The sequence below is a fragment of the Natrialba hulunbeirensis JCM 10989 genome (genome assembly GCF_000337575.1).
Lineage (GTDB): Archaea > Halobacteriota > Halobacteria > Halobacteriales > Natrialbaceae > Natrialba > Natrialba hulunbeirensis.
This window is the reverse complement of the sequence record NZ_AOIM01000039.1, coordinates 54,832-79,738: the sequence shown is the minus strand read 5'-3', so window position 1 is coordinate 79,738 and position 24,907 is coordinate 54,832. Positions and strand designations below refer to the sequence as shown.

General features: G+C 62.4%; 26 protein-coding genes and 1 pseudogene. 16 read left to right on the top strand and 11 right to left on the bottom strand.

Annotated elements, in window-relative coordinates; translation table 11 throughout:
• Window positions 1-734 precede the first annotated feature (734 nt).
• From C483_RS15705 to C483_RS15690, 4 genes are all read left to right on the top strand, one after another.
• Entirely contained in the window at window positions 735-1,682 is a 948-nt protein-coding gene (locus tag C483_RS15705) for an HpcH/HpaI aldolase/citrate lyase family protein (protein WP_006654347.1), read from the top strand.
• Between the two features lie 206 nt (window positions 1,683-1,888).
• Window positions 1,889-3,145, top strand: a complete 1,257-nt coding sequence (locus C483_RS15700) for a Glu/Leu/Phe/Val family dehydrogenase (RefSeq protein ID WP_006654346.1) — start codon at window positions 1,889-1,891, stop codon at window positions 3,143-3,145.
• 160 nt (window positions 3,146-3,305) lie between these two features.
• Window positions 3,306-3,809 (top strand): DUF2062 domain-containing protein, encoded by a 504-nt coding sequence (locus C483_RS15695; RefSeq protein ID WP_006654345.1) that lies wholly within the window; start codon window positions 3,306-3,308, stop codon window positions 3,807-3,809.
• 115 nt (window positions 3,810-3,924) lie between these two features.
• Window positions 3,925-4,797: a DUF6517 family protein gene (locus C483_RS15690; RefSeq protein ID WP_006654344.1), complete on the top strand. Its 873-nt coding sequence runs from the start codon at window positions 3,925-3,927 to the stop codon at window positions 4,795-4,797.
• Between the two features lie 9 nt (window positions 4,798-4,806).
• On the opposite strand, the gene C483_RS21190 is transcribed toward C483_RS15690, so the two are convergent.
• Entirely contained in the window at window positions 4,807-5,199 is a 393-nt protein-coding gene (locus C483_RS21190; protein ID WP_006654343.1) for a hypothetical protein, read from the bottom strand.
• Between the two features lie 78 nt (window positions 5,200-5,277).
• Window positions 5,278-6,636 (bottom strand): DUF7544 domain-containing protein, encoded by a 1,359-nt coding sequence (locus C483_RS15680; RefSeq protein ID WP_006654342.1) that lies wholly within the window; start codon window positions 6,634-6,636, stop codon window positions 5,278-5,280.
• Window positions 6,637-6,837: 201 nt separating this feature from the next.
• Here C483_RS15680 and C483_RS15675 point away from each other — a divergent pair, with 201 nt between their 5' ends.
• From C483_RS15675 to C483_RS15665, 3 genes are all read left to right on the top strand, one after another.
• Window positions 6,838-7,647: an RIO1 family regulatory kinase/ATPase domain-containing protein gene (locus C483_RS15675; protein ID WP_006654341.1), complete on the top strand. Its 810-nt coding sequence runs from the start codon at window positions 6,838-6,840 to the stop codon at window positions 7,645-7,647.
• A 78-nt stretch (window positions 7,648-7,725) separates the two neighbouring features.
• Complete coding sequence (locus C483_RS15670) at window positions 7,726-8,133, top strand: hypothetical protein (RefSeq protein ID WP_006654340.1); 408 nt, start codon at window positions 7,726-7,728, stop codon at window positions 8,131-8,133.
• Between the two features lie 258 nt (window positions 8,134-8,391).
• Window positions 8,392-10,011 carry an aldehyde dehydrogenase family protein gene (locus tag C483_RS15665; protein WP_006654339.1) on the top strand — a complete coding sequence of 540 codons (1,620 nt, stop codon included), beginning with the start codon at window positions 8,392-8,394 and terminating at the stop codon, window positions 10,009-10,011.
• Window positions 10,012-10,625: 614 nt separating this feature from the next.
• Here C483_RS15665 and C483_RS15660 read toward each other — a convergent pair.
• From C483_RS15660 to C483_RS15635, 6 genes are all read right to left on the bottom strand, one after another.
• Window positions 10,626-11,060, bottom strand: coding sequence for an SRPBCC family protein (locus C483_RS15660; protein WP_006654338.1), 435 nt, complete (start codon window positions 11,058-11,060; stop codon window positions 10,626-10,628).
• 158 nt (window positions 11,061-11,218) lie between these two features.
• Window positions 11,219-11,455: a DUF7123 family protein gene (locus C483_RS15655; RefSeq protein WP_004215543.1), complete on the bottom strand. Its 237-nt coding sequence runs from the start codon at window positions 11,453-11,455 to the stop codon at window positions 11,219-11,221.
• A gap of 135 nt (window positions 11,456-11,590) precedes the next feature.
• Window positions 11,591-11,770: a DUF7525 family protein gene (locus tag C483_RS15650; protein ID WP_006654337.1), complete on the bottom strand. Its 180-nt coding sequence runs from the start codon at window positions 11,768-11,770 to the stop codon at window positions 11,591-11,593.
• Between the two features lie 189 nt (window positions 11,771-11,959).
• A complete protein-coding gene (locus tag C483_RS15645; protein WP_006654336.1) occupies window positions 11,960-12,991 on the bottom strand; it encodes a phosphate uptake regulator PhoU in 1,032 nt (343 codons plus the stop codon).
• 105 nt (window positions 12,992-13,096) lie between these two features.
• Window positions 13,097-14,314: an ATP-NAD kinase family protein gene (locus tag C483_RS15640; RefSeq protein ID WP_006654335.1), complete on the bottom strand. Its 1,218-nt coding sequence runs from the start codon at window positions 14,312-14,314 to the stop codon at window positions 13,097-13,099.
• Between the two features lie 363 nt (window positions 14,315-14,677).
• Window positions 14,678-15,364 carry a competence/damage-inducible protein A gene (locus tag C483_RS15635; protein WP_006654334.1) on the bottom strand — a complete coding sequence of 229 codons (687 nt, stop codon included), beginning with the start codon at window positions 15,362-15,364 and terminating at the stop codon, window positions 14,678-14,680.
• 140 nt (window positions 15,365-15,504) lie between these two features.
• Between C483_RS15635 and C483_RS15630 the strand changes: the two genes are divergently transcribed.
• The 7 genes and pseudogenes from C483_RS15630 (at window position 15,505) to C483_RS15605 (ending at window position 20,475) form a co-directional block, all read left to right on the top strand.
• The gene (locus C483_RS15630; protein WP_006654333.1) at window positions 15,505-15,858 is read left to right on the top strand and encodes a winged helix-turn-helix domain-containing protein; all 354 of its coding nucleotides are present in this window, start codon (window positions 15,505-15,507) and stop codon (window positions 15,856-15,858) included.
• A gap of 144 nt (window positions 15,859-16,002) precedes the next feature.
• Window positions 16,003-16,482: a 6-pyruvoyl trahydropterin synthase family protein gene (locus tag C483_RS15625; RefSeq protein ID WP_006654332.1), complete on the top strand. Its 480-nt coding sequence runs from the start codon at window positions 16,003-16,005 to the stop codon at window positions 16,480-16,482.
• 6 nt (window positions 16,483-16,488) lie between these two features.
• Window positions 16,489-17,331, top strand: a complete 843-nt coding sequence (locus C483_RS15620; protein WP_006654331.1) for a 7-carboxy-7-deazaguanine synthase QueE — start codon at window positions 16,489-16,491, stop codon at window positions 17,329-17,331.
• Window positions 17,332-17,354: 23 nt separating this feature from the next.
• Window positions 17,355-18,116, top strand: a complete 762-nt coding sequence (gene queC, locus C483_RS15615) for a 7-cyano-7-deazaguanine synthase QueC (protein WP_049912811.1) — start codon at window positions 17,355-17,357, stop codon at window positions 18,114-18,116.
• A gap of 123 nt (window positions 18,117-18,239) precedes the next feature.
• Window positions 18,240-18,704 carry a hypothetical protein gene (locus C483_RS15610; RefSeq protein WP_006654329.1) on the top strand — a complete coding sequence of 155 codons (465 nt, stop codon included), beginning with the start codon at window positions 18,240-18,242 and terminating at the stop codon, window positions 18,702-18,704.
• Window positions 18,705-18,807: 103 nt separating this feature from the next.
• Window positions 18,808-18,957 (top strand): hypothetical protein, encoded by a 150-nt coding sequence (locus tag C483_RS20265; RefSeq protein WP_160166263.1) that lies wholly within the window; start codon window positions 18,808-18,810, stop codon window positions 18,955-18,957.
• 16 nt (window positions 18,958-18,973) lie between these two features.
• Window positions 18,974-20,475: pseudogene (locus C483_RS15605) on the top strand (hypothetical protein).
• A 163-nt stretch (window positions 20,476-20,638) separates the two neighbouring features.
• Here the strand turns inward: C483_RS15605 and C483_RS15600 are convergent.
• Window positions 20,639-21,925 (bottom strand): iron-containing alcohol dehydrogenase family protein, encoded by a 1,287-nt coding sequence (locus tag C483_RS15600; RefSeq protein ID WP_006654326.1) that lies wholly within the window; start codon window positions 21,923-21,925, stop codon window positions 20,639-20,641.
• Window positions 21,918-22,913 (bottom strand): ring-cleaving dioxygenase, encoded by a 996-nt coding sequence (locus C483_RS15595; RefSeq protein WP_006654325.1) that lies wholly within the window; start codon window positions 22,911-22,913, stop codon window positions 21,918-21,920. The genes C483_RS15600 and C483_RS15595 overlap by 8 nt, the downstream gene beginning before the upstream one ends.
• A gap of 145 nt (window positions 22,914-23,058) precedes the next feature.
• Here C483_RS15595 and C483_RS15590 point away from each other — a divergent pair, with 145 nt between their 5' ends.
• Entirely contained in the window at window positions 23,059-23,307 is a 249-nt protein-coding gene (locus C483_RS15590) for a hypothetical protein (protein ID WP_006654324.1), read from the top strand.
• Window positions 23,304-24,146, top strand: coding sequence for a BKACE family enzyme (locus tag C483_RS15585; protein ID WP_006654323.1), 843 nt, complete (start codon window positions 23,304-23,306; stop codon window positions 24,144-24,146). Before C483_RS15590 ends, C483_RS15585 begins: the two co-directional genes overlap by 4 nt.
• Window positions 24,147-24,176: 30 nt before the next feature.
• Here the strand turns inward: C483_RS15585 and C483_RS15580 are convergent, their stop codons facing one another.
• On the bottom strand, window positions 24,177-24,893 hold the full coding sequence (locus C483_RS15580) for a molybdenum cofactor guanylyltransferase (protein ID WP_006654322.1): 717 nt from the start codon (window positions 24,891-24,893) through the stop codon (window positions 24,177-24,179).
• Between the last annotated feature and the right edge of the window lie 14 nt (window positions 24,894-24,907).

Genomic DNA, 24,907 nt, shown 5'->3' with positions numbered 1-24,907 from the left:
TCGATTCAACAACAAATCTTCAGTATGTATTCTAGTCTAGAACCGTTTCTAGTTATGGTTTGAATGTTGTGGTTCCAGCAACAGATTCCGAATACTAGAAACTCATACCAAACGTTGGCAGAGACCCGAAGCGATCAGCAACTCCCCCTCGCTCTCTCCACCCCCACCCTCCCACAGAAAGGATACACTCTGAATGAGGGGTCCCTGGGGGTAAATCCTGTTTCGCCTGTCGGATTTCGACGCTTCCACTCTTTCTTACTCACTCTCTTACTCGCTTTCCATCTCTGTTTTCTCCTCGCTCACGCCTGTTGCTCTTACTTCTACCCCGCTTTTACTCCCACCCTATACTTCCTCCTTCTCTCCAATCTTGTCCTACTCTCCCTCTTCCCACTCTTATCCTACTCTCTGTCGGATCTTTTCGAGTCTCGTATTTAGCCTCCTCCATGACTCGAGAGTGACACTGTCCGTCAATCGTCCACCCCCAATTCAGAGTGAAAACCGCCACACAACCCATTCAGTTCTCTCCCATCCAATTTCACTTTGAATGAGGGGTGTCTCCTCAGAGAGGGGCCCGCTTTCTACACTTCTTGCTCCCCCATCCAACGTCCTCACCTACCCCATCCCTTCCCCAATGTGTCTTTATCAATATCTCCGTCCTCAACACTCCCAACCCCGATCCGCTTTCCTCACCCATGTCCCATACATTGACAGTAGTGGTACGCACACAGTCGGTTATGGTACGACGCAGTATCCTCTTTACACCCGGTGACCAGCCGGATATGCTCCGCAAGGCACCCAGCGCAGGTGCTGACACCATCGTCTTCGACCTCGAAGATGCAGTTGCACCGACCGAGAAAGAATCGGCACGAGAAACCGTTCGTGAAGTTCTGACTGACCCGAGGTTCGATCCCGACTGTGAGGTCTGTGTTCGGGTGAACGCCCCCGTCAACGAGCTGGCGGCCGACCTTGCGGTTATCGCGGGCGGTGGTACCGATATCGACACCGGCACCAACACTGACACTGATACCGACACCGGCTCCAACACTGCCACTGACACCGACACCGATACCGCCAGCTCGCCAACCGACTTCCGCCTCGATAGCGTCATGCTCCCTAAAACCGGCTCCGCGGATGACGTCCACACGCTTGCGGCGGAACTCGAGTCCCACGCACTCGAGATCCCCATCCTGGCACTGATAGAAAACGCACGGGGCGTGCTCGCAGCACCGGAAATCGCGGCCGTTCCCGAAACCGACGCCCTCCTGTTCGGTGCCGAAGACCTCTCGGCGGATCTGGGCGCGACGCGGACCGACGAGGGAACGGAAGTCCTCTACGCACGCGAGCGCGTCGTCGTGGCGGCCGCCGCACACGACTGCCAGGCGATCGATACGGTCTTCACCGATTTCGGCGACGAAGACGGACTTATCGAGGAAACTGAGTTCGCAATTCAACTCGGCTACGACGGCAAGTTGGCGATCCATCCCGCTCAAGTCGCCCCGATCAACGAGGCGTTCACGCCGACAGCCGAGGAACTCGAGTGGGCGACGGCTGTACTCGAGGCGAAGCGAGAGGCGGACGGTGAGGGACGGGGTGTCTTCGAGGTCGATGGGGAGATGATCGATGCGCCGTTGATTGCACAGGCGGAACGGATTCGTGAGCGGGCGGACGCGGCCGATTCGTAAGTCGGCGGTACCGGGAGGTGTGTTGTGGATATTTCGTCCCTAAGTCGGAGACGATCTCCGTCTCGGAGTCAAAGACAAGACCCCATTGCAGGCTCGGCGGCAACACCTGTATCAGATATTAACACGACTATAATCCTTATATTGTGTTTTACTTACTATGGGTGATGTTCGCCACGCTTATTTTCGGTTCTGCGAAATACTGACCTATGGCAGCAGAGACAAACCCGTTCGAGAGCCTGCAGTCGCAGATCGACGACGCGGCAGCACATCTCGACATCGGTGATGACGTAATCGAGCGGCTCAAGCACCCTGAGCGCGTGCTCGAGACGAATCTCACGGTCGAACTCGACAACGGCGACCTCGAACGGTTCAAAGCCTTCCGCTCGCAGTTCAACGGCGACCGCGGGCCGTACAAGGGCGGCATCCGCTACCACCCGGGTGTTTCCCGCGACGAAGTCAAGGCGCTCTCAGGCTGGATGGTCTACAAGTGTGCGACCGTCGGAATCCCCTACGGCGGTGGCAAGGGTGGGATCATCGTCGATCCCGCAGAATACTCGGAGAGCGAACTCGAGCGCCTCACTCGCGCGTTCGCGACCGAACTGCGTCCCCTGATCGGCGTCGACCGCGACATTCCCGCACCCGACGTGAACACCGGCCAGCGGGAGATGAACTGGATCAAAGACACCTACGAGACACTCGAGAACACCACCGAACCCGGCGTCATCACGGGCAAAAACATCGCCAGCGGCGGCAGCAAAGGCCGCGTCGAGGCAACCGGCCGTTCGACCGTGCTCGCAGCCCGCGAGGCGTTCGACTACCTCAACAAGGATCTCGACGGCGCAACCGTCGCCGTGCAGGGATACGGCAATGCCGGCTGGATTGCCGCCAAACTGATCGACGAGATGGGTGCCACCGTCGTCGCCGCGAGCGACTCGAGTGGCGGCATCTACAACCCGGATGGGTTCGACCCGGTCGCTGCGAAAAAGCACAAGAACGAGGCCGGAAGTATTGTCGGCTACGAGGAGAGCGAGGAAGAGATCACCAACAAGGAGGCCCTCACGCTGGATGTCGACCTGCTCATTCCGGCCGCACTGGAGAACGCAATCGACGGCAAACTCGCCGAGGAGGTCTCTGCCGACGTCATTTCGGAGGCCGCGAACGGACCGCTGACGCCCGAAGCCGACGCAGTGATGGAGGAGAAGGACGTCTTTGTCATTCCGGATATTCTCGCGAACGCGGGCGGTGTCACTGTCTCGTACTTCGAGTGGGTTCAGAATCGCCAGCGATTTTCCTGGTCGGAAGAGCGCGTGAACGACGAACTCGAGACGATCATCGTCGAGGCGTTCGATGCGCTCGTCGAAACCTACGAGGAACACGATCTGGATAACCCACGGACCGCTGCGTACGTCGTTGCGCTGCAGCGCGTCGCCGACGCGTACGACGAAGCGGGCTCGTTCCCATAACGACCGTCCGACACCACTGCTATCGTTCACATCCGTCGTCGCTCGTGAGGCGTAGCCAGTGTCCGAAACATGGTTCGAATTTGACGGGTCGTGGGTGTTTATCTTGACTCTCGGTAGCTTTTTGCACGTTGGGTCGAACGAGGGAGACGGATAGATATACGTGAATCTCCGGGATCGCTTGGGCCACTATCGTGCCACTGCTCGCGCAAAGCTTCGACAGGCGTTCGAAGAAGAGCATACGCCACATCAGGTCGCAGCCAGTTTCGCACTCGGCATCTTCGTCACGGCGATGCCGACTGGCGGCCTCGGACTCGGACTCTTCGTCGTCTTTGGTCGTCTTTGGTCGTGGATCTCGACACCGGCGCTGTTCGCCTCCGCAGCAGTGCTCAACCCGTTCGTCAAACCGGCAGTGTACGTCTCGAGTATCACGCTTGGTGGGTTCATCCTTGGAACTGATCCGGTTGTCTCGTATGAGACGGCGGCTGAGTCGGCCGGGGTAGCCATCCGTCAGCTACTCGTCGGAAATCTGCTCATCGCAGTGGCCCTCACTGGGGTGAGTTACGTCGTCGTCCGTTGGTTGACGCGTGCCCAGCACGCACGGCAAGGTCGACTGACCAATCTGTCGGTGGGCTCATTGGTTCTTCGCGCGTTCAAACGGAAGTAGCCCGGTTCGTGACCTGTCAGACCCAGCGGAGACCGTTTGCCGATATGCGTATTGGTCCGTTGCGTGACAGTCTCGAATCCAATAAACACTTATGAACCAACGTGAGATTTCCCCCATGGATCTGAATCGTCGAACCATGCTGGGTGGTATCGGCACCGCCAGCCTCGCCGGACTCGCTGGGTGTCTCACTCTCGTCGGACTCGCGACCCACGAGGCATCACCAGCAGGTGTCGACGAATCCGTCCGGGCAGAGACGGGATACGAACAGACGCGGATCGACGACCTCGTCGTCCGCGAGGAGGTTGGTGCCAGCATCGCGACCGAAGAGGTCGTGGTGACGAACTACATGACCGAACACGAGAAGGCAGTCGATATGGGGCCGCTCGGCCGTCAGCGCGGTGCCGTCTTCATCGTGCTCTCGACACCACAGGTTTCCGTCCTGGGTCAGCAAGTCAACCCGGTCTCTGACATGTCCACGGGCGACCTCGTCGAACTGGTTGTGAGCAACTACGACGATCTCAGTAACGTCGAACTCGAGGAAGAGTCCGCGGCGACTGTCGCCGACCAGTCCACTACGCAGTCTCGCTTCTCAGCAAACGCGTCGTTCGACGGGACCGACGTCGATGTTGCGCTCCATATCACCGAGGCAGTCGAGGCGGGTGAGGACCTGCTCGTGACGATCGGCGTCTATCCACGGGACCTCGACTGGCAAGAAGAGGAGAACATCTTCTCGCTTATGGACGGCGTCGTTCCTGCCATCGACGAGGAGGCGGGCGAAGGTGATGGTGGGAACGGTGATGAGGGCGATGAGGCGACTGATGATGGTGACGACGACAGTGACGGCGACGGCGATGCAGACGACGGTGACAGCCAGGACGATACAGCTGGCGACAGCGACGACGAGACAGGCGACGATGAAGACGATAGCGGGGACGATGAGGATGACGATGATGATGACGACGACGGCATTCTCTCCACGATCAGCTAACAGCGCTCCTCAAACGACGCCACTCGCATAACCGACGAGCACCACTCCGACGACCAAAAAAACCACGCTCGTCCCTTTCGTCACACGAATCCGATCCGTCTCCTCGAGGTGTTCGTCCTCGACTGGCGTCATTCCTTCTCTCGCTTGCGCACGGACAATCGCCGGCGCGTATCGAACGCCGACGACACCGAGCAGGATCAGACAACATCCGACGACAAACACACTCCATCGGAATCCGTCACCGCCATCAGCCAGACCACTCCTGGCGAATACACTACCCCCACTCCTCCCACCAATCCCGCCACCCGATCCGATTTGGCGGACGGGTTCGAGGCTGGGCGTGGTCCAGTTGGTACTCGAGTCCAGTCCGATCAACGTGACCTCGAGTGTCGGTGGTCCCATCGGTTCTCGGGATACGTCACCGACTGATGAAATAAACGGGATGGCGGGGTTGCAATAGATGAGAGTGGTCTGTAGTGGTCACCAGCCGCGACCGTCGTCACTGTCTGTGTCCGTATCGGTGTCGCCGGTTTCGCCGTCCGTCCTGTTGTCGTCTCCCTCGGCACTGTCTGCACTGCTCTCCGTATCCGTTTGATCGGATTCACTCTCGTCTGTGGCGTCCCAGTTGCTGGTTGGCTCGCTGTCGCCCCAGAAGCCGGCATCGTCGGCGGACCGTCGGTCGTCAGTGTCGGAACTGGTGTTCGGATCCTGCACGCCGCGCGTTTCTGTTTCTGTTTCTGTTTCCGTCCCGGTCGTTGTATCCGTACTCGTTCCGGTGTTTGTGCCCGTTTCGTTGCTCGTTCGCTCGCTGTCGGTTGACGAGCCAGTCAGTTCCCATCCGTCGGTTGGGGAGACGGTCTCGCCGGCACCAGTAACGCCGTTTTTGCCCGTTCGTGCAACGCGGCGCTGGTCCGGGATCAGATCGAGTTCGGGGTTGGTGTCACCCAGGACGAGCAGCGCGTAGTACTGGAAGTAGGTCCGGATGGGTAACTGGATGAGCGCGAATACTGCGATCACACCCACGAGTCCGAGGAGACCGATCGCGACGGCGAGGTAGACGCCGGCACCGCCCAGAACATACGCAAGTACGGCGAGCACAACGAACGGGATCGCCACGATAAGCGCGCTGATCACGACGACGAAGCCGACGACGATGTTGAGAACGAACTGCAGGACCCACACCAGCGCCAAATAGACGGCGTAGTTCCCCCAGTTCGAGGAGATGGTCGGCCAGAATCGTCGCCACCCGCTCACTACCCCTCGCTGCTCGAGGAGCATGACAGGCGCGACAAACTCGGACGTAAAGCGCATTACAACCGCGTAGACGAGGTACAGCGGAATCGCGAGGACGCCGGCAAGTGCGAGTGAACTCGTGTCTGGAACGCCGCCAAATGTGGCCAGTACTGCGACCCCGAAAACACTACTCAACAGGAGCACTGCAACAGCTCTGAAGGCGAACAGCCGCAACCCGCGCCCGATGTTTGCTCGGGTATAGCGCCTGACGTGGACCGCATTCGACCGAAGCGATTCGATGAAGACGAATTCCATAATCGCACCGACCACCGCGTATGCGATCCAGAGGAGAACGCCAGCTACGATCAACAGCCCGAGGACGGCGATCACCTCGTCTGGAACGGGGTCGACATCCGTTTCGACTGTCGGCATCGGCTGATCAAGCAGGGGTTCAACGTCTCCGACCGGCACGCCGCCGCTTGCACCAAGGCCGCCGCCGACGAAGAGGACGACGAACGCCAGTTTGAGCCAGCGGCCGACCCGAACCGGCACCAACAACTCTCGCGTCACGTCGATCGCATCACCGAGGTCATCCACAGCGTCCATGCTAGGTCTAGGTCGTACTCTCAGAGCAACGATGAAAACAGTACTGCTTAGATGCGCCCGCACGGTGCTGTATGCTCCGATATAGTCGTTCACACCTCTGTTTCCGTGACGATCGAACGTTCGAACGAGTGGTGTGAGTGACACGTCTCGGTAGAGACACTTCGAGACGCATTTAACTCCGAGCCCACACCATCTCTAGTAATGGATCTCCGCCAGCTCGCACGCGGCACGGTCGAGTGGGGACGCATCGAGCGCGTCATCCGCACGCTGGCGGAACGACACGACCGCGACGCCGTCCGCGTCGAGTTCCTCGAAGCCGACAACTGGCTCTCGACCCCCTGCGTCATCGATGAGAAGTGGTTCGTCAAAATCGTCACCCGCCAGAACGCGCTCGTCCACGCGCTCCTGACGACCGGCCGCAACGTCGGTGCCGTCTCCTCCGGCACCGAAGGCTTCTTCGACCGCTTCGACACCCCCCGCGAGATGGTCGAACACGAGTACGAAGCCACCCAGCGCATGCGCGCTATCGGCATCAACGCTCCCCGCCCAATCGAGGCCTTCGAAGTCAACGGTCTCGGTGTGCTGGTACTCGAGTACCTCCCGGAGTTCGAATCGCTGCGAACGGTTTCGGACCGGGAGGTCGCCGCCCGCGCGCCGGAACTGTTCGAGATGCTCGCGACGCTACACGAACACGGACTCGCTCACGGCGACCTCCGCGACGAGAACATCCTGCTGTGTGACGGCGACCTGTACTTCATCGATGCGACCAGCGTCCACGAAGACCGTGTTGCGGAGACGACGGCCTACGACCTCGCCTGTGCGCTCGCGATCTTGGAGCCCCGAATCGGCGCTCGCGAGGCCGTCCTCGCCGCCTCCTCGGTCTATCAACCGTCGGAACTGCTCTCGGCGCGTCGCTTCCTGGACTTCGTTCGGCTCCGTCCGGATCACGAGTTTGACTCGACCTTGCTCCGGAGTGAACTCGAGAAGGCGGCGGATCTGAGCGAACAGTAGGGACGCCGCGACCGCGTTACGATCCACAGCCAGTATCTCGTCGAAAGTTTTTCACGTTCACCACTCGAAACTTGACCAATGGACAACGGGACGGCAGCCGCCCTCTTCGCACTCGTTCTCGGATTTCCGCTGGTCGTCGTTGCTGCTCTCACTGCAGGTGTTCCTGGCTCACTCGCCGTGTTCGGTCTTCTTGGTACCCTCGCCCTCGCGTTCGTCGTCGCCGGACAGTTTGCCGACGACAACACACAGCCGGCAACTACGGCGGCTAACGCCGCGACTCTCGATAGTACTGCCAGTGCGGCAGCGACATCGACCGAACCCGAACTCGAGTCCCTGCGCGAACAGTATGCCCGCGGCGATCTTACCGAGCGTGAACTGGACCGCGAACTCGAGCACGTATTCGACTCCGAGTCGGCCGAGACAGATACCGTCGACTCCGAGTCAGTCGAGGCAGATAACTCGGCGCGGGAACTCGAACGGAACTGAGCGGGAATACACACGGAAGCCGGACTCGGAAACTTGAAACCAGACATCCTCGAAATCGACGCAGAACAATGCCACCGACTATAGTAACAACTGCAACTATTTACACACTGATCGCACTTCCGCGGTTCGGAGCGAGTGGAACGAGTGAGAACCGCGCTGCCGTCGTGCGATCAGGTGTGCATTGACTTGCAGTGGCTACTATAGCTCTGAGACACCACCACCAGCAGCGTTTTTACGTCGCTCGTTGTCCACTCGAGTATGAGCCAGCAAGCAACAGAGCAGGTGAACCAACACTACATCGGCGGCGAGTGGACCGATGGCAGCGGCTCGGAAACGTTCGAGAGCGGTAATCCGGCGACGGGGGAGGCGCTGGCGACGTTCCAGCGCGGCACCGAAGACGATGTCGACGCCGCTCTCGCTGCAGCGAACGACGCGTTCGAAGAGTGGCGAGAGCTGTCCCACATCGACCGTGCGGAGTACCTCTGGGATATCTACCACGAACTGCGCGAGCGCCACGACGAGTTGGGAGAGATCATCTCCAAGGAGTGTGGCAAGGAGATTTCCGAAGGGAAAGCAGACGTCGCCGAGGCCTGGCACATGGTCGAGTGGGCGGCGGGCAACGCACGCCACCCACACGGGGACGTGGTACCGAGCGAAGTCGGCTCGAAAGATGCGTACATGCGTCGCAAGCCACGCGGTGTCATCGGCTGTATTACGCCGTGGAACTTCCCGGTCGCAATTCCGTTCTGGCACATGGCCATCGCGCTGGTCGAGGGGAACACGGTCGTTTGGAAGCCAGCCGAACAGACACCGTGGTGCGGTCAGATCATCGCCGAGATGTTCGAGGACGCCGGTATTCCGGAGGGCGTCTTCAACATGGTCCAGGGCTTCGGTGATGCCGGCGCGGCCATCACGGACGATGAGCGTGTCAACACCGTGCTGTTCACGGGATCGGCGGAAGTCGGCCAGGAAATCGCCAGCAAGGTCGGCGGCGAGCCGGGCAAGCTCGCAGCCTGTGAGATGGGCGGTAAGAACGGGATCATCGTCACCGAGGAAGCCGACCTCGATATCGCCGTCCACTCGGCGATCATGTCGAGCTTCAAGACGACCGGCCAGCGCTGCGTTTCGAGTGAGCGCCTGATCGTCCACACGGATGTCTACGACGAGTTCAAAGAGCGCTACGTCGACATCGCCGAAGACGTTGCTGTCGGCGACCCGCTCCAGGAAAACACCTTCATGGGGCCGGCGATCGAGCCCGAGCACGTCGAGAAGATCAAGAAGCACAACGAGTTGGCAGAACAGGAAGGCGCAGACGTCCTCGTCGATCGCTTCGAACTCGAGGACGACGAAATCCCAGCCGGCCACGAGGACGGCAACTGGGTTGGTCCGTTCGTCTACGAAATCGAGTACGACACCGACCTGCGCTGTCTGAAAGAGGAGTGTTTCGGTCCGCACGTCGCGCTGCTGGAGTACGANGTCTACGAAATCGAGTACGACACCGACCTGCGCTGTCTGAAAGAGGAGTGTTTCGGTCCGCACGTCGCGCTGCTGGAGTACGACGGCGACATTGAGGACGCCGTCGAAATCCACAACGACACGCCGTACGGCCTCGCCGGGGCGATCATCTCCGAAGACTACCGCCAGATAAACTACTTCCGCGACCGCGCGGAGATCGGCCTGGCGTACGCGAACCTGCCGTGTATCGGCGCGGAGGTCCAGCTTCCCTTCGGCGGCGTGAAGAAGTCGGGCAACGGCTACCCATCGGCTCGTGAGGCTATCGAGGCCGTTACCGAGCGGACCGCCTGGACGATGAACAACTCCAAAGAAATCGAGATGGCACAGGGCCTCTCGGCTGACATCGTCACCCGGGACGACTGAGTAGGTCTGCGCTGGGTCGACACAGTCGACTCATAGTTTCGGTCCGGAACGGACCCGACTCGAGTACCATGTACCACCGTCGTGAGCGGCGGGTGGACGACCGCTATCGAGTGGTGATAGGCTGACGTGCTCGGAGAACGGACACGGACGTACGGAGAGCGTGAAAGGCAAGGCGAAGGGGCGAAAGGAAGGATGCGGACGAGGGGGAAGAGACGAGGAGACGGGAGTGGAGTGCTCGTCCCGGGAACGAGCAGTGTCGGGCCGGAGACGCGCTTGCCGGCGATGACGTGAAAAGCGCCAGTACCGGCATCCGCTATTTGGCTCGCTACCACAAAAAGTCAGCGGTCAGCCGCGCGGAATGATGTCTGACTCTCTCTACCATGGGCATGGAATCGAGCCACGGCGCTACGGTGTTCACGCGAGGGGACTCGAGTACCCGACTCGTCTCGACCTGGCTTCTGTAGTAGCCACTGCAAGTCACTGCACACCTGATCGTGCGATAGCAGTGCGGTTCTCGCTCATTTCACTCGCTCCGAACCGCGGACGTGCGATCAGTGTGTGAATAGTTGCAGGTGGTACTGTAACAGTTCGGTTCGCTGTTCACTGTCTCCCGCTCACTGGGTCGTCTGCAGGTCTCGCTCGAGTTCGTACCGGAGGTTCTCGAGTTCGTCGTCGAGATTGCGTTTGAAGAACTGTTCGACGCCGGGCAGTTTGCCGTCGACGATGAAGTGGTTATCCAGACGCGTTCCGGTCTCGGTTTCGACGATTTCGTGCTCGCCGGTGACGTGCAGAACAGAAGAGTCACCGACGAACTTCACGTATTCGGGGGGCTTTCGGGTGACGTCTTCGGTTTCGACGCGAACGGTGCGACGGACAAGTGGAATCGGGAGTTCGACGTGCCAGGTGACGTGTCGCCCGGCGCTGTCGGTTACGGTGTACTCGTCGACGACGCTGATCGACTGAGCGCGATTCGCCGGGTCGGCGATAAAGTCCCAGACGCGCTCGGGGGGTGCCGAGAGTTCGAACGACCGATCGACCCGTACAGTCATGCCACTAGCTGCGTGCGTTGTGGGTAAAAAGACCGTGGGCGGGCGCTGTCGGTTCGTGTTCGAAGCGACCACCAGACAGGGTGGGTACCGTGGTGCAATCTGTTGTGCTGCTCGAACCAGTGAACAGATCGGGGGCAACTGCGGTGTGGCGACCCAAATCAGGCTGTCGAGGAGCGAACCGTTACTTTCCACGTGGTCGACCGGGCCCGCCCCCACTTCTCGATATCGACATCGTCGGATTTCTCCGCGAGGTGGGGCAGGCGTGCGCCGACCTGTTTCGACGAAAGTCCGATCGCATCAGCGATGTTTTTCGCCCGGAAGTACCGTTCGCCACGGGCAGCGCTCTCGCGTAGATACGAGATGATCCGCTGTTCTTCGTCGGAGTAATCGGTCATCGTCCGTGCCTTCCTCTAGGCGGTCGTCGCTCTTAACTCTTGACGGCCGAACCGGCGAGTAAGTCCGCTACTGTCCAAGAATAGCACCATCGATGAGGATAGATTGACGTGTCGTTGCGTCCCGGCGGCTGTCGATCACTCCCAGTAGAGGTGGATCGCGACGACCGCGAGCGAGCTAAAGAGGACGGCACCAGCAAAGCCCCAGGCTGCTTCGATGTCAGTGACCATCAACAGTGCGCCAAGCACCGCAACCGCGCTGAGTGCGAGCGCCAGTCCAACGCCCTTGTCCGTCGTCGACTCCGTGTGCGTAGCCATGCTCGACAGGTTGTCGATGGGGTCTCTTAATTGCACTTATTCCGGCCAGCGAGAACGAGTGACACGACCTGGGAGGCTGTCCGCCGTGGTGATCCCGTTCGGTGCGCTCATCCGGTTTCCTGTAAGTCATTTCCGGCACAATCGCGACTCGGCCGCGGTTGCGCCGGTAAATCGGTACAGTCGTCCGTATCAGTTGATCGTCGTGTGCTCGGACTCTTCGTTCAGCGCGAGATTCGCCGCAATCTCGGCGTTTCGCATCGCGTACTGGGCCGTCTGCTGGAGGCTGACGAGCACCTCGCGAACGCGCAGCAGTTCCTCGTTTGGCATCTCGGGCAACTCGTCGAGGATCTCCTGTTCGCGGTCTGCAATCTCGTGGAACAGTGCCCGAACCTCGTTCGACTTGTCGTAATCGCGTTCGACCGCCGACTCGACGGCCAGCGAGGTGATCTCGTCGACCAGTTCGTTCAGTTCGCGGATATCCCGCATGACCGAGCCGTCGACGTCGAGCGTGTGGCCGTTCGTCTCGATGACGATTTCCGCGATGTCCTCGCCGTTGTCCGCCGTCAGTTCGAGGTTCTTCGCGATCGAGCGGTAGCCGATCAGCGGGAAGCCGCTGTTGAGGTCGACCGCACGCGCGAGGTTCGGGTTCTGGTACGCCGTAAAGATCAGCCGCAAGAGAAGGACGAAGATCTTGTTCGCCTGTCGCTCCCGGTTGAGCGCCCGCTGGGCGAGATCCGGATTCCCGTGGGCCAGCGCCTTGATTCCCTCACCGCGCATCGTCTGTCCGGTCCGCTCGAGTCGCTCGAGGAGGTTGTCCAGCGTGAAGTCGTCCGGATCGACCGAACACCGAATCGAGATACTCTCCGGGGTCTCCTCGATCACACCAAGTCCCATCAACTGGGTTTCGGCCTGGTAGACCGCGTTGATGTGAGCCGACTCGAGTGCACCCTCCTCGCGCTCGATGCGAATCACGCGCCGGCCGAGGACGTACTGCGCGACGATGGCGCGCTCGACGGCCCCGGCATCGAGGTTGTCGGCGTGGATGATCGCTTCGGTCTCTTCGGAGCTTGCGGACTCGGGCATCACTGTCAGTGTCCCCTTTCCGCTGGTTCGCAGCGACACCTCGTCGCCCTTTTCGACGCCGTGTTCGGACGCCCACTCGGCGGGGAGCGTCATCGCCAGCGTGGACGGCCCGAGCCGTTGTACTTTCCGCGTTTCCATGCGCAGTCCGTAGGACCGAGCCGACCTTAATATTGACTATACACCCATTATGTGCAACAGTCGTCGTTATATGCTTCACCGCGACCGACCACCTCGCCTGGTTCCTTAAACAACCTTCACGAGCCGGGTGGTGAACCGCCCCGTCCGCACGCGCTGCCAGCCTCGAAGCTCCTCGTTGATCGCCTCATCGTCCGTATCAACGCGTAGGGCAGGGATTTCGGCCAGTTTCTCCTCGTCGGCGACGACGACGATCTCGTCGACCTGCTCGAGTACGGCCGGCGAAATCTGGTGGTTGCCCCGACCGAAGATGACCCCCTGGCCGCCGATCGGCGAGACGACGACGGTAACGGGTGACTCGAGTACGTCGAGGATGTCGGCTTCGGCGGCGTCGGTTGCGAGGAGTTGGCCGTCGTCCAGGTTCCCGTCGCCGTCGATTTCACCGTCAGTAGCAGTGTTTCTGTCACCGCCGCCCTCGCTGTCCGCACTCCCAGCCCGCCAGACATCCACCCCCAGCGGCGACGGTTCGATTCCGAGTTCGGACTCGATCGCTCCGACCGTGCCACCCGGCCCGAAGACGTACGTCCGCCCCGGTTCGACCTCGCGCGCGAATCCTGCTGCCAGCGCGTCGACGGAGCCACTCGAGAGCTGCTTGCTCGATTGGACGTCCGGCGCGACAGGAACTGGGACGACGGCCTTCAGCTCCGAGCGCACTTCTCCCTCGCGGTAGGCCTCCTCGTCAATGTCGTTGACCTCGCGGGACTCGACGCGCTCGAACTCGGCCGCGATTCGGCCGGCGTCCCGCGGCGTGACCGCGAAGACGGAGGAGTAGATCTTGACGCCGGCGGGAACGCCGAGCATCGGCGTCTGTCCATCCGGTTCGTTCTCGAGTACCCCCGCCACATCGACGGCCGTCCCATCCCCGCCGACGAGCAGGACGAGATCCACGCCGGACTCGAGGAGCGCGCGGACGGCGCGTCGCGTATCGGCCGCGGTGGTCTCGGCGTCGGCGGGGTCGACGGTCGGGTCGGGTGGCGTGTCGGCCGACTCCCCAGCGCGTTCGGACTCGTCGCGGGGGTCGTAGACGACCCGTGGCTCGAGACCAGCATCGCGCGCGGCGAACTCGCCCATGATGCCGGCGGCGGTGTAGACCGGAACGTCCGACGCGTGCCGGGAGAAGGAGGTGAGTGCCTCTCGCGCCCGCTCGGGAGCGCGTGGCTCGGCACCGCGCTCGCGTGCCTCGGTGAGTTTGCCGTCGGTTCCCTTGAGTCCGACCCGTCCGCCCATTCCCGCGATGGGGTTGACGACGACGCCGAGTGCGTCCATACGCCGGCTACGGCGGGTTGCTCAAAAAGCCGTCCGATCGGTTCCCCGCGAGCAGCCGCTGGTCCGCCCATTCCGGCCGCTTCGACAGCCATTGTAGTAACCGGCAAAACCGGCGTCGCTGCGTCGTTTCTCAAAAATTAAGAGGGATCGGGATAGAACGCCGTCTATGAACGAATTGACCTACGTCCTCGACGCCGAACCAGCGATGCCGATGAGCGGCTGGGTGGCCCTGATTCTGAGCCTCCTGATCACCGTCGGCTGGGTGGTCTACTTCTACAGATAGCTGGCCTCGGCCAACGCAGGCCCGACTGCGCTCATCCGTATCCGTAGTACTGTCACTCGGGTATCCGGGAGTGACGCAGCCTACTCTTGGCTTTCGACCCGCTCGCGGAGCCACGCGGCTGCCTTCTGAGAAACTGTCTCGTCAGTACTCTCGATCGCAACCCGTACCGACTCGCCCGGATAACTCCCCACCGACACGTCGAATGTCGCCCGAAGTTCCTCAATTCGATCGAGTAGCGCACTCTCCGGTTCGTCCGCTACGACAACCTCGCGATACGTCGGCGTGCCCGTAAACTCGTCGGCCACCGTCTCGAACATCGCCTTCATTTCCGCAGGGACACCCGGAAGGACGTAGACGGACTCGAGTACCGCGCCCGGTGCGACGCCAACCTCGTTGTGTAGGGCCCGCGCGCCAGCGGGGAGGTCGGTGGTCCCATCGGTGAGGTCTTCCCGAGAGTAGCCCGCGTCCGCGAGCCAGGCGCGCGCCTGTTCGTGGTCCGCGAGGTCGCGCCCGAGCGCCGCTGCGACCCCGGTCATCGTTACGTCGTCGTGCGTCGGGCCGAGGCCACCGGTGACGATGACGGCGTCGTAGGTCGCTCGATACTCGTTGACGACGCGGGCGATGTCTGCAATGCGATCGGGGAGCGTTGTAACGCGCTCGACGCTGACGCCGCGCTCGGCGAACTGTTCACAGAGCCAGGTCGCGTTCGAGTTGACCGTTCGTCCGGCGAGCAATTCGTCACCGACTGTGACGACCGCGACGTTCATGCCGGGGAGTTAGAGCCGCTGACTCAAATGTATCCTGCGACCTGTCTCGAAATCGCCATATCGACGTACCGACCAGTCAGTTTCTCGGTCACTCCGGATAACCACAAGATTCAATTCTGATAATTAGCAATGGTGGGACAATGTCTCGTCGGACGGAACGAACGGAAGGCAATTCGACTGCGGTTCTGTCGGCACTCGGGAGCAAGTACAGTGCCGAAATTCTCTGCGCGGCGGGGACCCCGAAGTCGGCACAAGCGTTGAGCGACGATATCGAGATTCCGATTGCAACCTGCTATCGGCGTATCGAGGAACTCGTCGATGCGGGCCTACTCACCTGCGAGGGCCGACAGCTCTCGGAGGAGGGGCGGCGAACGAACATCTATCGGCGGACGGTCGACGAACTGGAGGTCGACTTCTCCGACGAGCAGCCGTCGTTCTCCCAGAAGCGACGGACCGAGGCGAAAAACAGGTTACAGGACAAACTCGAGAACTGACGGGTCTGCGGTTCTCAACTGCTCTCATCGTCGTCGCGAGTTGCGCCCCTGGCTTTCGCGTGGTGTCTGCGTGCACCAGTCACGACCGTCCCAACCAGCCATCCGTTCGACCAGACTTAAGTATTCTCTCGGGAATACTCGTGTGTGACTGAACGCGCATCGAACCGCGACCGCGACGGGGCGGCTACCGGGACACACGACATCGTCGGCCGCACGCGAACCCTCCACGTCGGTCGTGACCGTCCAATCAGAATCAGTACTGGCCATCGTATTCTGCATCACGATGGCAAATGCGCCCGACCCCACGGCCACAACTACGAGGTGTCAGTGACCGTCGAGGGGACCCTCACCGAGGAAGGCTGGGTCGCGGACAAGGGAGATATTACTGCAGTAATAGACGAGTGGGATCACAAGTTTCTGCTCCAGGCGGGCGACCCCCTCGTCGAGGCCTTCGAAACCGCCGGCGACGAAGACGGACTCGTCGTCCTCGACCACCCGCCGACCGCCGAGGTAATGAGCGTCCTTCTCGAGGAGAAGCTGCGCACCGAACTCGGCGAGAATGTTACTGACGTCGCCGTTCGGGTGAACGAAACGCACGAACTCTGTGGCGGGAGCCATCTCTGAGTGATCATGCCGGTCTCTAACGCAGTCGATCGAGAGACGCCCGCTGACACGGACGGCGAGTCGGCGGGCGAGGGCCTCCCCATCAATGAACTGTTCTACTCGCTACAGGGCGAGGGCATCCTCGCGGGCGTCCCGTCGGTCTTCGTCCGCACCAGCGGCTGTAACCTCCGCTGCTGGTTCTGTGACTCCTATCACACCTCCTGGGAACCCACGCACGCCTGGATGGAACTCGACGCGATTCTCGACGAAATCGAGTCCCACGACGCGGACCACGTCGTCCTCACCGGCGGGGAACCCCTGTTGCACGACGCCAGCGTTTCGCTCCTCGAGGCACTCGACGAACGCGGCTACCACACGACCGTCGAAACGAACGGGACGATCCACCGCGACGCACCGATCGATCTCGCCTCGATCAGCCCGAAACTCGCGAGCAGTACGCCGACGCCGGAGCGCGATCCGCGAAACGAGATGCCGGCGGACTCTCAGAACGGTGAGCGGCAATCGCGAGGAGCCGCGAACCAAGATGATGGCGAGTGGGAGGACCGCCACGAGGCAAACCGCATCGACATGGCTGCACTCGCCGCACTCGTCGAAGCGTTCGAATTCCAGTTGAAGTTCGTCGTCACCGACGCGGACGATATGCCCGAAATTCTCGACCTGCTTGCCGACCTCCGGGAGGCGGCCGACGTGCCGATTCGCGACGACGACGTGCTCCTGATGCCGGAGGGAGCGACCCGCGACCGCCTCGCTGAAACCCGCACGCGCGTCGCTGACCTCGCGATGGAGTACGGCTTCCGGTACACGCCGCGACTGCACGTCGACCTCTGGAACGACGCCCCCGAGACGTGACTGAAATGAACGAGAGTGTACATATGACCACTGAGACACCACAGACTGACGCACGCAACGAAGACGAGACCGACGCAACAGACGCGAACAAACGCGCCGTCGTCCTCCTCTCCGGCGGCATGGACAGCGCTACCGCCGCCGCCGAGGCTCGCGACCAGGGCTACGACATCTACGCCCTGCACACATCCTACGGCCAGCGAACTGAGAACCGGGAACTCGAGTGCGCCCGCCAGTTGGCCGACGAGTTCGAGGCGAGCGACTTCCTCCAGATCGAGACGGGTCACCTCTCGGCGATCGGGGCCTCGAGCCTGACCGACGACGAAATGGCCGTCGCGGATGCGGATATGGACAGCGACGAGATTCCGTCCTCGTACGTTCCCTTCCGGAACGCGAACCTGCTCGCGATGGCGGTCTCCTACGCGGAGGCGAACGACTGTGAGGCGGTCTTCATCGGCGCGCACAGCGAGGATTTCTCGGGGTATCCCGACTGCCGGCCCGAGTTCTTCGAGGCGTTCGAGCGGGTCGCCGACGTGGGAACGAAACCGGAGACCGAGATCTCGATCGAAGCGCCGTTCGTCGAGTGGTCGAAGACGGATATCGCAGCCCACGGCACCGAACTCGAGGTCCCCTACGGACACACCTGGAGCTGTTACCGAGATGACCAGCCGGCGTGTGGAACCTGCGACGCCTGTGCGTACCGCCTGCAGGCGTTCCAGCGAATCGGCGTTCGCGATCCGATCGAGTACGCCGAGCGGCCATCCTATGCCGAAGGTAGTGGGGAGTAAGTGGAGAGTGGGTGAAGAGTGACGAGTCACAACGGCCGGTGCGGCCGGAGAACCAGCCGTGATGCGGGCTCTGTCGGAAGGAAAACGTTCTTTCCCTGACCCGTTGTAGAGCTGTTTCACTGTATGACTGCGACCCTCCCGTTCGTTGCGTGGTTTCGCGACGACGACGGCGACGGTGGCTGGACGCTTCCCGAGGGTCGCCACCGCGAGTTCGTCGGTCTCGCACTCGGTCTCCCGGTGTTTGCCTGGTTCGTCTCGAGTGACACTGGCTCAATCGCACCGACGGCACACTGGCTCCCCGTACTGGTCGGCGTCTGCTGTGGCTTTCTCTACGCCGTTCACGTCCGTGATGTGGTGATCAGCGCAATTCCCGATGGCCTCAGCGGCTGGACCGCGTTATCGCTATTCGGCGGTGGCGCTGGCCTCTCACTGCTCGAGGTGTTTCACATCGCGACACCGACGGTCGTGTTCGTCCTCGTAGCCGGCGGAACGATTCTCGCGATTTACTCACTGAGACTCGTCTCGCCGCTTCACGAGGGACTCCAGCCGGCGCGCCGTGGCGTCGATCCACCGCCCGCACTGGAGTGATGTGCGGTTGGGACTCGAGTACGTCCCGTCTGCGCCCTCACTGCTGTTCGCTCCGCCACTCCCACATAGCCATTCTTATACGAAATCAGAACAGTCAGTAGCTATGAACAGTTCTGGGATGGAGCGACGAGCCGTGCTCACTGCAACGGCAGTATCGGGATGCAGCCTCGTTCTCGCGGGCTGTACCGAAATCGGTGCCTCTCGGTCCAGATACGGAGCGGCCTACGGGCGCGAGTACGGCGGGGGCTCGTAACGAGGCCCGAGTACCGATGGCTGATCACACACCGCGACTCGACCTCGGGATCTTCGAGGAGGGAGACGAGTGGGACCACACAGACACCGTCGAGGCGGTCGATAGACGCTCGATCGTACACGGCCCGATCGAAGACCGGCCGGGCGAGGGCGAGTACGACGACGAACTCTACCATGCGACCGATCAGGGGATCACCTGGCGCTGGGACGACGCGAGTCGGGACTGGGCCGTCTTCGGCGGCCGCGGAAGCGCTACCAAACCGGTCCCCGGGACGAGCCACCTGGAGGCAGCACAAATCGGAGACGTTCGCTCGAAGCGAACTCCCGTCTGGAACGTCGAGGGCCACGGAATCGAGGGCGACGGCGAAACCCCGGTCGGCCAGTCCGTCCACGAGCTACTCGCGTCCGTCGCCCAGGCCGGCGGCGGTGTCGTCTACTTCCCGCCGGTCGCTACCGCTTCGAACGGACGCCGCTGGTCGGCGACGACACGCTCGTCGTCGGCGCGGGTCGCGCGACCGTCTTCGAGGGTGTGCGTGCCGACGGCGAGGAGGGACAGGCGCTCCTCTCCAACCAGGGGTACGATACGCCGGACTACGGCGGTGCATCGAACTGGGGCGTCTGTAACGTTCGAATCGACTCGCCGCACTCGAACGGAATCATGCCCGCACACGCAGACGGCGTCCGCCTCGAGAACATCTACGGCGACGCGACCTACCACCATCACGTCGACGTCGTCTCGTCGCGAAACGTTTCCATCGACGGCTACTGGGCGACACGCGGCGGCAAGGGCGACTCGAACGCACCGATCCAGTTCGACAACCAGACCGCGGGAACGGCCTCGAACTACGTGTGGGACGGCGAGAAACGCACGGCTGCGAGAGACGATGGAACGCCGACCAGCCGCTGCTCGCTCTCGAACTTCGAGATCGACGCCGCGAACGATCCCGACTACGGCGTTCACATCCACCGCGACGGAACCGAGTCCCTCTCCATCACTGACGGCACGATCACCGGCTGCCAGCACTCGGCCATCCGCGCAGACACGGGTGCCAAACTCGAGTCCTTGACCGTAGACCGAGTGAATTGCCTCGAAAATGCGCGCGGGATTTCGCTGGGGCAACTCGAGTCCGGCCGGCGCGAGTTGACGATCAGTAACGTCACGATCAGAACGGAGGACGACGGCCTCGCAGCGGGCTCAGCGCTCTACGCGAGCGGCTTCGACGGTGTTACGATTTCGAATCTGACTGTCGATGGCGCGTTCACGAACACAGTCCTGTTCGACGATATGGACGACCTGAAACTGATCAACGTTACTGCAACGGGCGCAACCAGCCAGGCGTTCCGTTTCCGCGAGAACGTCGACGCGACGCTGACGACCGCCCGCGCCGCAGAGTGTGGAAGCGCAGGTGTCTACGTCGGATCAGATAGCCAGGTCGCCTACGGCGGCGTCACGTTCGCCAACGTTGGTAGCGAGGTCGTCGTCGACGGCGACCTGCGAGTGTGGGGTTCGTCGTCGTAGCACCGTATTCGGTCCCGTTCGACTACTCGGTTGTCCGTTCTCTGTTACTCTACCTCAAGCAAAAACTCGGTGACTGCACCGAGAACGCGCTGTCGCTTCAGTACGATTTGTTCCTGATGAAAGTGTAGGTAAGGACGAGTAGGCGGATAGCTGACGGGTGCGCTCACCACGCCGACTCGAGTACCTCCACGATCTCATCAACGGAGGGTTCGAGTCCCGGCGGCGCGTTCGCCATGAAACGATCCGCGAGAACCGCCTCCGCGACGGCCTCGAACTCGTCGGATTCGGGGCCGTCCACGTCCCGCAAGCGGGTCGGCAGCGAGAGCGCATCTCGAACCTCGCGCACCTGCTCGACCACCGCCGCACCCGGAGCGGCGGCGTCACCAACCCCAAACGCGTCCGCCAACTGCCGCGCCCGCGCGTCGACGCCGTCCTGTTCGAACAGGTACTCGAGTACGTGCGGGACGACGACGGCGTGGGCCGCCCCCTGCTGGACGGGATAGGTGCGCGTCAGCCCGTGGCCGAAGGCGTGAACGATCGAGAGCGTCGTTCCCTCGGGCCGCGAGATACCGTACTGCACCAGCAGGATCCCCTCGAGAATCCCCTCGAACGTCTCGGTGTCGCGCTCGCCCTGACCGTACGCGCGCAGGCCGGACTCGAGTGCACCGAGGCCGCGGGCGGCCGTCGCGTCGGTGATCGGCGTCGCGTTGGCGGCGTAGACCGTCTCCAGTCCCTTGTCGAAGCCGTTCATGGCGGAGCCGGCGAGTACGGACTCGGGCGTGGTTGCGACGATATCGGGGTCGTAGACCGCCGTTGCGGGCATCAGTTCGGGTGCGGAGATGCCGCCGCCGATCTCTTCGTCGATTTCTCCGGTGCCGTCCGACTCCGGGGCCGCCGTCACGCCGGCGACCTGCGAGAGCTCCGCCCCGGCGAGCGTCGTCGGAATCGTGACGACCGGGACCAGCCCCGACTCGGGGACGGTGATCGTGCCCGTCTCGGCGAACTCCCCTGCGATCTCCTCGTGCGAGCGGTCGTCCGCCGCGAGCGCCCCGATTACTGTCGCGACGTCGAGACTGCTGCCGCCGCCCAGCGCGACGAGTGCGTCAGCCTCCGTCTCACGCAGGCGCTCGAGTCCGTCGAACGCGGTCGAGAGTCGCTTCTCCGGCGTCGTCTCGTCGAAGACACCGGCGAGTCGCTCTCCGAGGCCGTTCCGGACGGGGTCGATCGCGTCGGGCGTGCTCCCGACCGTCGAACCGCAGACGACCAGCCCCCGCTCGCAGCCGAGGGACTCGAGTTCGCTCGCCAGTTCGCCCACACTTCCCTGCCCGAAGCGGATGGTCGGCGGGGAGTACTCGAAGCGGAACGGGTCGGGTGCTGGTGATGTTTCTGCTGTGTACGTATTTGAACCGCCAGCCTCCGAGTCGTCGCCGGACGGCGAGCGCTCACTCATCGGCCGACGTCACCCCTGGCTCGTCGAACGGCGGCAGTTGCGATTCGATTCGGTCGCGTTCGTCCTCGAGTCGGTCGGGCAATACGAGCGACGTTCCGAGCTCTTCGCGGTCCTCGTCGGCCGTGAATCCCGGACCGGTGGTCGCCATCTCGAAGAGGACGCCGCCGGGTTCGCGGGTGTAGACCGACTGGAAGTACTTCCGGTCGATGACCTCGCTTGGGGTGAGCCCCTGCTCGGCGTAGGCTTCGCGCCACTGCTCCTGTTCGTCGAGGTCGGCTGCCTCGAACGCAACGTGGTGGACCGTGCCGACGCCCATCCGGCCGCGGCCGGCGTCGGTCTCGACCAGGTCGACGACCGAGGCGGGGCCGCCCGCTGCGCTGCGGTAGCGTCGTCGTTCGTTCGCGTTGGAGGTGGCGTCAGCGTCAGTCTCAGCCTCCAGTTCGTAGCCGAGCACGTCGGTCAGAATCGTCTCCGTCGGCCCGAACCCACTCACCGCGAGTGTCACGCTGTGAAAGCCGCGAAGCTGGTGTTCGGTGGGAACAGGGCCGTCCGTCCACGGCGTCGCGTCACTCTCGGCGACCGCGTCGTCGCCGGCTGCGATGAGCTCGAGTCGGATACCGTCGGGGTCCGAAAACCCGAGCACCGGATCGCCGAACCGGTTGGTTCGGTCGACGTCGAGGCCTGCGCTCTCGAGTTGGTCCTGCCAGTAGTCGACCGAGTCGGTCGGGATGAGGTACGCCGTCGCCTGCGTCTGCCCGGCACCGAACTTGCCCTGTCGCCCGCGGTCGCTCCAAGGGAAGAAGGTGATGTTCGTCCCGGGCGTACCGCCCTCGTCGCCGAAGTAGAAGTGGTACGTGCCCGTATCGTCGTGGTTGACGGTTCGTTTGACGAATCGAAGGCCGAGCGTGCCGACGTAGAAGTCGGCGTTTTCCTGCGGATCGCCGGCGATTGCGGTCACGTGGTGGAGGCCAGGTGTGGTCGGTGACATACTGTCCGTAGGACCCCGACCCTTGAGACGTTTGTCCACGGTTGTGTCACCTGGTTACGCCGGTGTCACCGGCGCTTTCGTCCGTCTCGTCACTGCGCTGAAAGTAGTGCGAATAGTTAACATCGCGTGTCCGAAACAGCGTGGCATGACCTGTCCGTTTCTGGAGTATCGGAGTGAAGCGAACAACCGCCAGTTCGACGAGCCACGCGCCTACTGCGGGGCCGCAGAGCAGTTCGTCCAGCCGATGCGCGCCGACATCTGCAACAACCGCTACGACCTTGCCCACGACGAGCACTGTGAGATCTATCTGGAGCACGCAGACGAGGTGTCGGCTGGGAACGAGAACGGGAACGAAACTGAGAACACAGGGCAGTCCGCCGGTGATGGCGCATGAGCTACGAGAACTACCTCGCCGGCGAACCGGTTATCATCACCGCCGCGCTCACCGGCGGCGTGCAGGGCAAGGAGGCGACGCCACACCTCCCAGAGACGCCCGAGGAGATCGGCAAAGCGGCAGCGGAGGCCGAAGAAGCCGGTGCCTCCGTCGTCCACGTCCACGCGCGAAAAGACAACGGTGAGCGCACGTTCGCGACCGAGCGCTTCCAGGAAATCGACGACGAAATCCGCCGACAGGCGGACGACGTGATCATCCAGCACTCGACGGGTGGGACCGGCGCATCGGACGAGGACCGTCACCTCCCGCTTCGGACCGATCCCGCACCGGAGATGGCCTCGCTCGATATGGGACCCATGAACCGGTACGACCACCTCACCAGCGAGAACACCCGCGGTCTCGTCGACTCGCTCCACGAAGAGATGGTCGAGCGCGGAATCAAACCCGAACTCGAAATCTTCAACGACGGCCACATGAACGAGACCTACGGGCTACTCGAGCGGCGCGACCTCGCGGAGCCCGTCTACGGGACGCTCATCTTCGGTCCCGGGACGCTCACGCCTCCAAAACCGCGAAATTTCATCAATGCGATCGATAACCTCCCCGAGGGCGCACAGTTCAACACGCTCGGCTTCGGCCGCCACCAGCTTCCGTTCGTGACGATGGGCATCCTCTTCGGCGGCCACGTCCGGGTCGGCTTGGAGGACAACATCTACTACGAGCGCGGCGAACTCGCGACGAGCAACGCACAGCTCGTCGAGCGGGTCGCCCGGATTGCCGACGAACTCGGCCGCGAGGTCGCGACACCGTCGCAGGCACGCGATATTCTGAACCTGTAGGGGTTCTCGCCTCCCGTCTCCCGTCCACCACTACAGACACTCCGTCGCCGCCTCCAACTCCGCCCGCGTGTTCACGTTCGCGAACGACTCGAGTACCGTCCGCTCGCGAACCTCGCTCTCGTCGAGGACGGTGTACTCGAGTTCGGCCAGCGCATCCTGTACACGGGAGTCGCCACGGGACAGGGCGCGTTCGCAGGCGTCGATCATCGGCTGGGTTCGGTAGACGGCCTGGGTGGGTTGCAGGTGACGCGACTCGAGTTGGGGAACGATCGCTTCCGGCTCTGCGGTGCCGTCGGCGTTCGACAGTTGTGCGAACAGCGACGAGACGAAGTCCGGATCGACGAACGGCATATCGCAGGCGACGACGGCGGCGACATCGGTGTGGGTCGCCCGGAGCCCGGTCAGGATGCCTGCCATCGGCCCGCAGTCCGGGACGGGATCGACGGCGAACGTCGGGTCGCCACTGTCTGCGAGCGCCTCACGGATCGCTGGCTGCTGTTTCGCTCGGCAGTTGATGACCACCGTCTCGACGACGGGTGTTAGCCGGTCGACGACGCGCCGGATCATCGGCGTGCCTGCGAGTTCGGCGACGACTTTGTCCGCGTCACCGAAGCGACGCGAGTAGCCGCCTGCGAGGATCAGGGCGCTCCGGCCGGTCGGACTGGACGCCCACTCACGCTGTGACTCGAATTCGGATGGGGGCTCGGGCTCGGACTCGGACTGACTCTCACCCCTATCGGCAGCCATAATTGGCGGTTGGA

Coding starts and splice junctions, on each gene's coding strand:
- C483_RS15705 (WP_006654347.1), top strand. CDS start 735: ATGGTACGACGCAGTATCCTCTTTACACCCGGTGACCAGCCGGATATG.
- C483_RS15700 (WP_006654346.1), top strand. CDS start 1,889: ATGGCAGCAGAGACAAACCCGTTCGAGAGCCTGCAGTCGCAGATCGAC.
- C483_RS15690 (WP_006654344.1), top strand. CDS start 3,925: ATGGATCTGAATCGTCGAACCATGCTGGGTGGTATCGGCACCGCCAGC.
- C483_RS21190 (WP_006654343.1), bottom strand. CDS start 5,199: ATGGGACCACCGACACTCGAGGTCACGTTGATCGGACTGGACTCGAGT.
- C483_RS15680 (WP_006654342.1), bottom strand. CDS start 6,636: ATGGACGCTGTGGATGACCTCGGTGATGCGATCGACGTGACGCGAGAG.
- C483_RS15675 (WP_006654341.1), top strand. CDS start 6,838: ATGGATCTCCGCCAGCTCGCACGCGGCACGGTCGAGTGGGGACGCATC.
- C483_RS15670 (WP_006654340.1), top strand. CDS start 7,726: ATGGACAACGGGACGGCAGCCGCCCTCTTCGCACTCGTTCTCGGATTT.
- C483_RS15660 (WP_006654338.1), bottom strand. CDS start 11,060: ATGACTGTACGGGTCGATCGGTCGTTCGAACTCTCGGCACCCCCCGAG.
- C483_RS15655 (WP_004215543.1), bottom strand. CDS start 11,455: ATGACCGATTACTCCGACGAAGAACAGCGGATCATCTCGTATCTACGC.
- C483_RS15650 (WP_006654337.1), bottom strand. CDS start 11,770: ATGGCTACGCACACGGAGTCGACGACGGACAAGGGCGTTGGACTGGCG.
- C483_RS15645 (WP_006654336.1), bottom strand. CDS start 12,991: ATGGAAACGCGGAAAGTACAACGGCTCGGGCCGTCCACGCTGGCGATG.
- C483_RS15640 (WP_006654335.1), bottom strand. CDS start 14,314: ATGGACGCACTCGGCGTCGTCGTCAACCCCATCGCGGGAATGGGCGGA.
- C483_RS15635 (WP_006654334.1), bottom strand. CDS start 15,364: ATGAACGTCGCGGTCGTCACAGTCGGTGACGAATTGCTCGCCGGACGA.
- C483_RS15630 (WP_006654333.1), top strand. CDS start 15,505: ATGTCTCGTCGGACGGAACGAACGGAAGGCAATTCGACTGCGGTTCTG.
- C483_RS15620 (WP_006654331.1), top strand. CDS start 16,489: ATGCCGGTCTCTAACGCAGTCGATCGAGAGACGCCCGCTGACACGGAC.
- queC (WP_049912811.1), top strand. CDS start 17,355: ATGACCACTGAGACACCACAGACTGACGCACGCAACGAAGACGAGACC.
- C483_RS15610 (WP_006654329.1), top strand. CDS start 18,240: ATGACTGCGACCCTCCCGTTCGTTGCGTGGTTTCGCGACGACGACGGC.
- C483_RS20265 (WP_160166263.1), top strand. CDS start 18,808: ATGAACAGTTCTGGGATGGAGCGACGAGCCGTGCTCACTGCAACGGCA.
- C483_RS15600 (WP_006654326.1), bottom strand. CDS start 21,925: ATGAGTGAGCGCTCGCCGTCCGGCGACGACTCGGAGGCTGGCGGTTCA.
- C483_RS15595 (WP_006654325.1), bottom strand. CDS start 22,913: ATGTCACCGACCACACCTGGCCTCCACCACGTGACCGCAATCGCCGGC.
- C483_RS15590 (WP_006654324.1), top strand. CDS start 23,059: ATGACCTGTCCGTTTCTGGAGTATCGGAGTGAAGCGAACAACCGCCAG.
- C483_RS15585 (WP_006654323.1), top strand. CDS start 23,304: ATGAGCTACGAGAACTACCTCGCCGGCGAACCGGTTATCATCACCGCC.
- C483_RS15580 (WP_006654322.1), bottom strand. CDS start 24,893: ATGGCTGCCGATAGGGGTGAGAGTCAGTCCGAGTCCGAGCCCGAGCCC.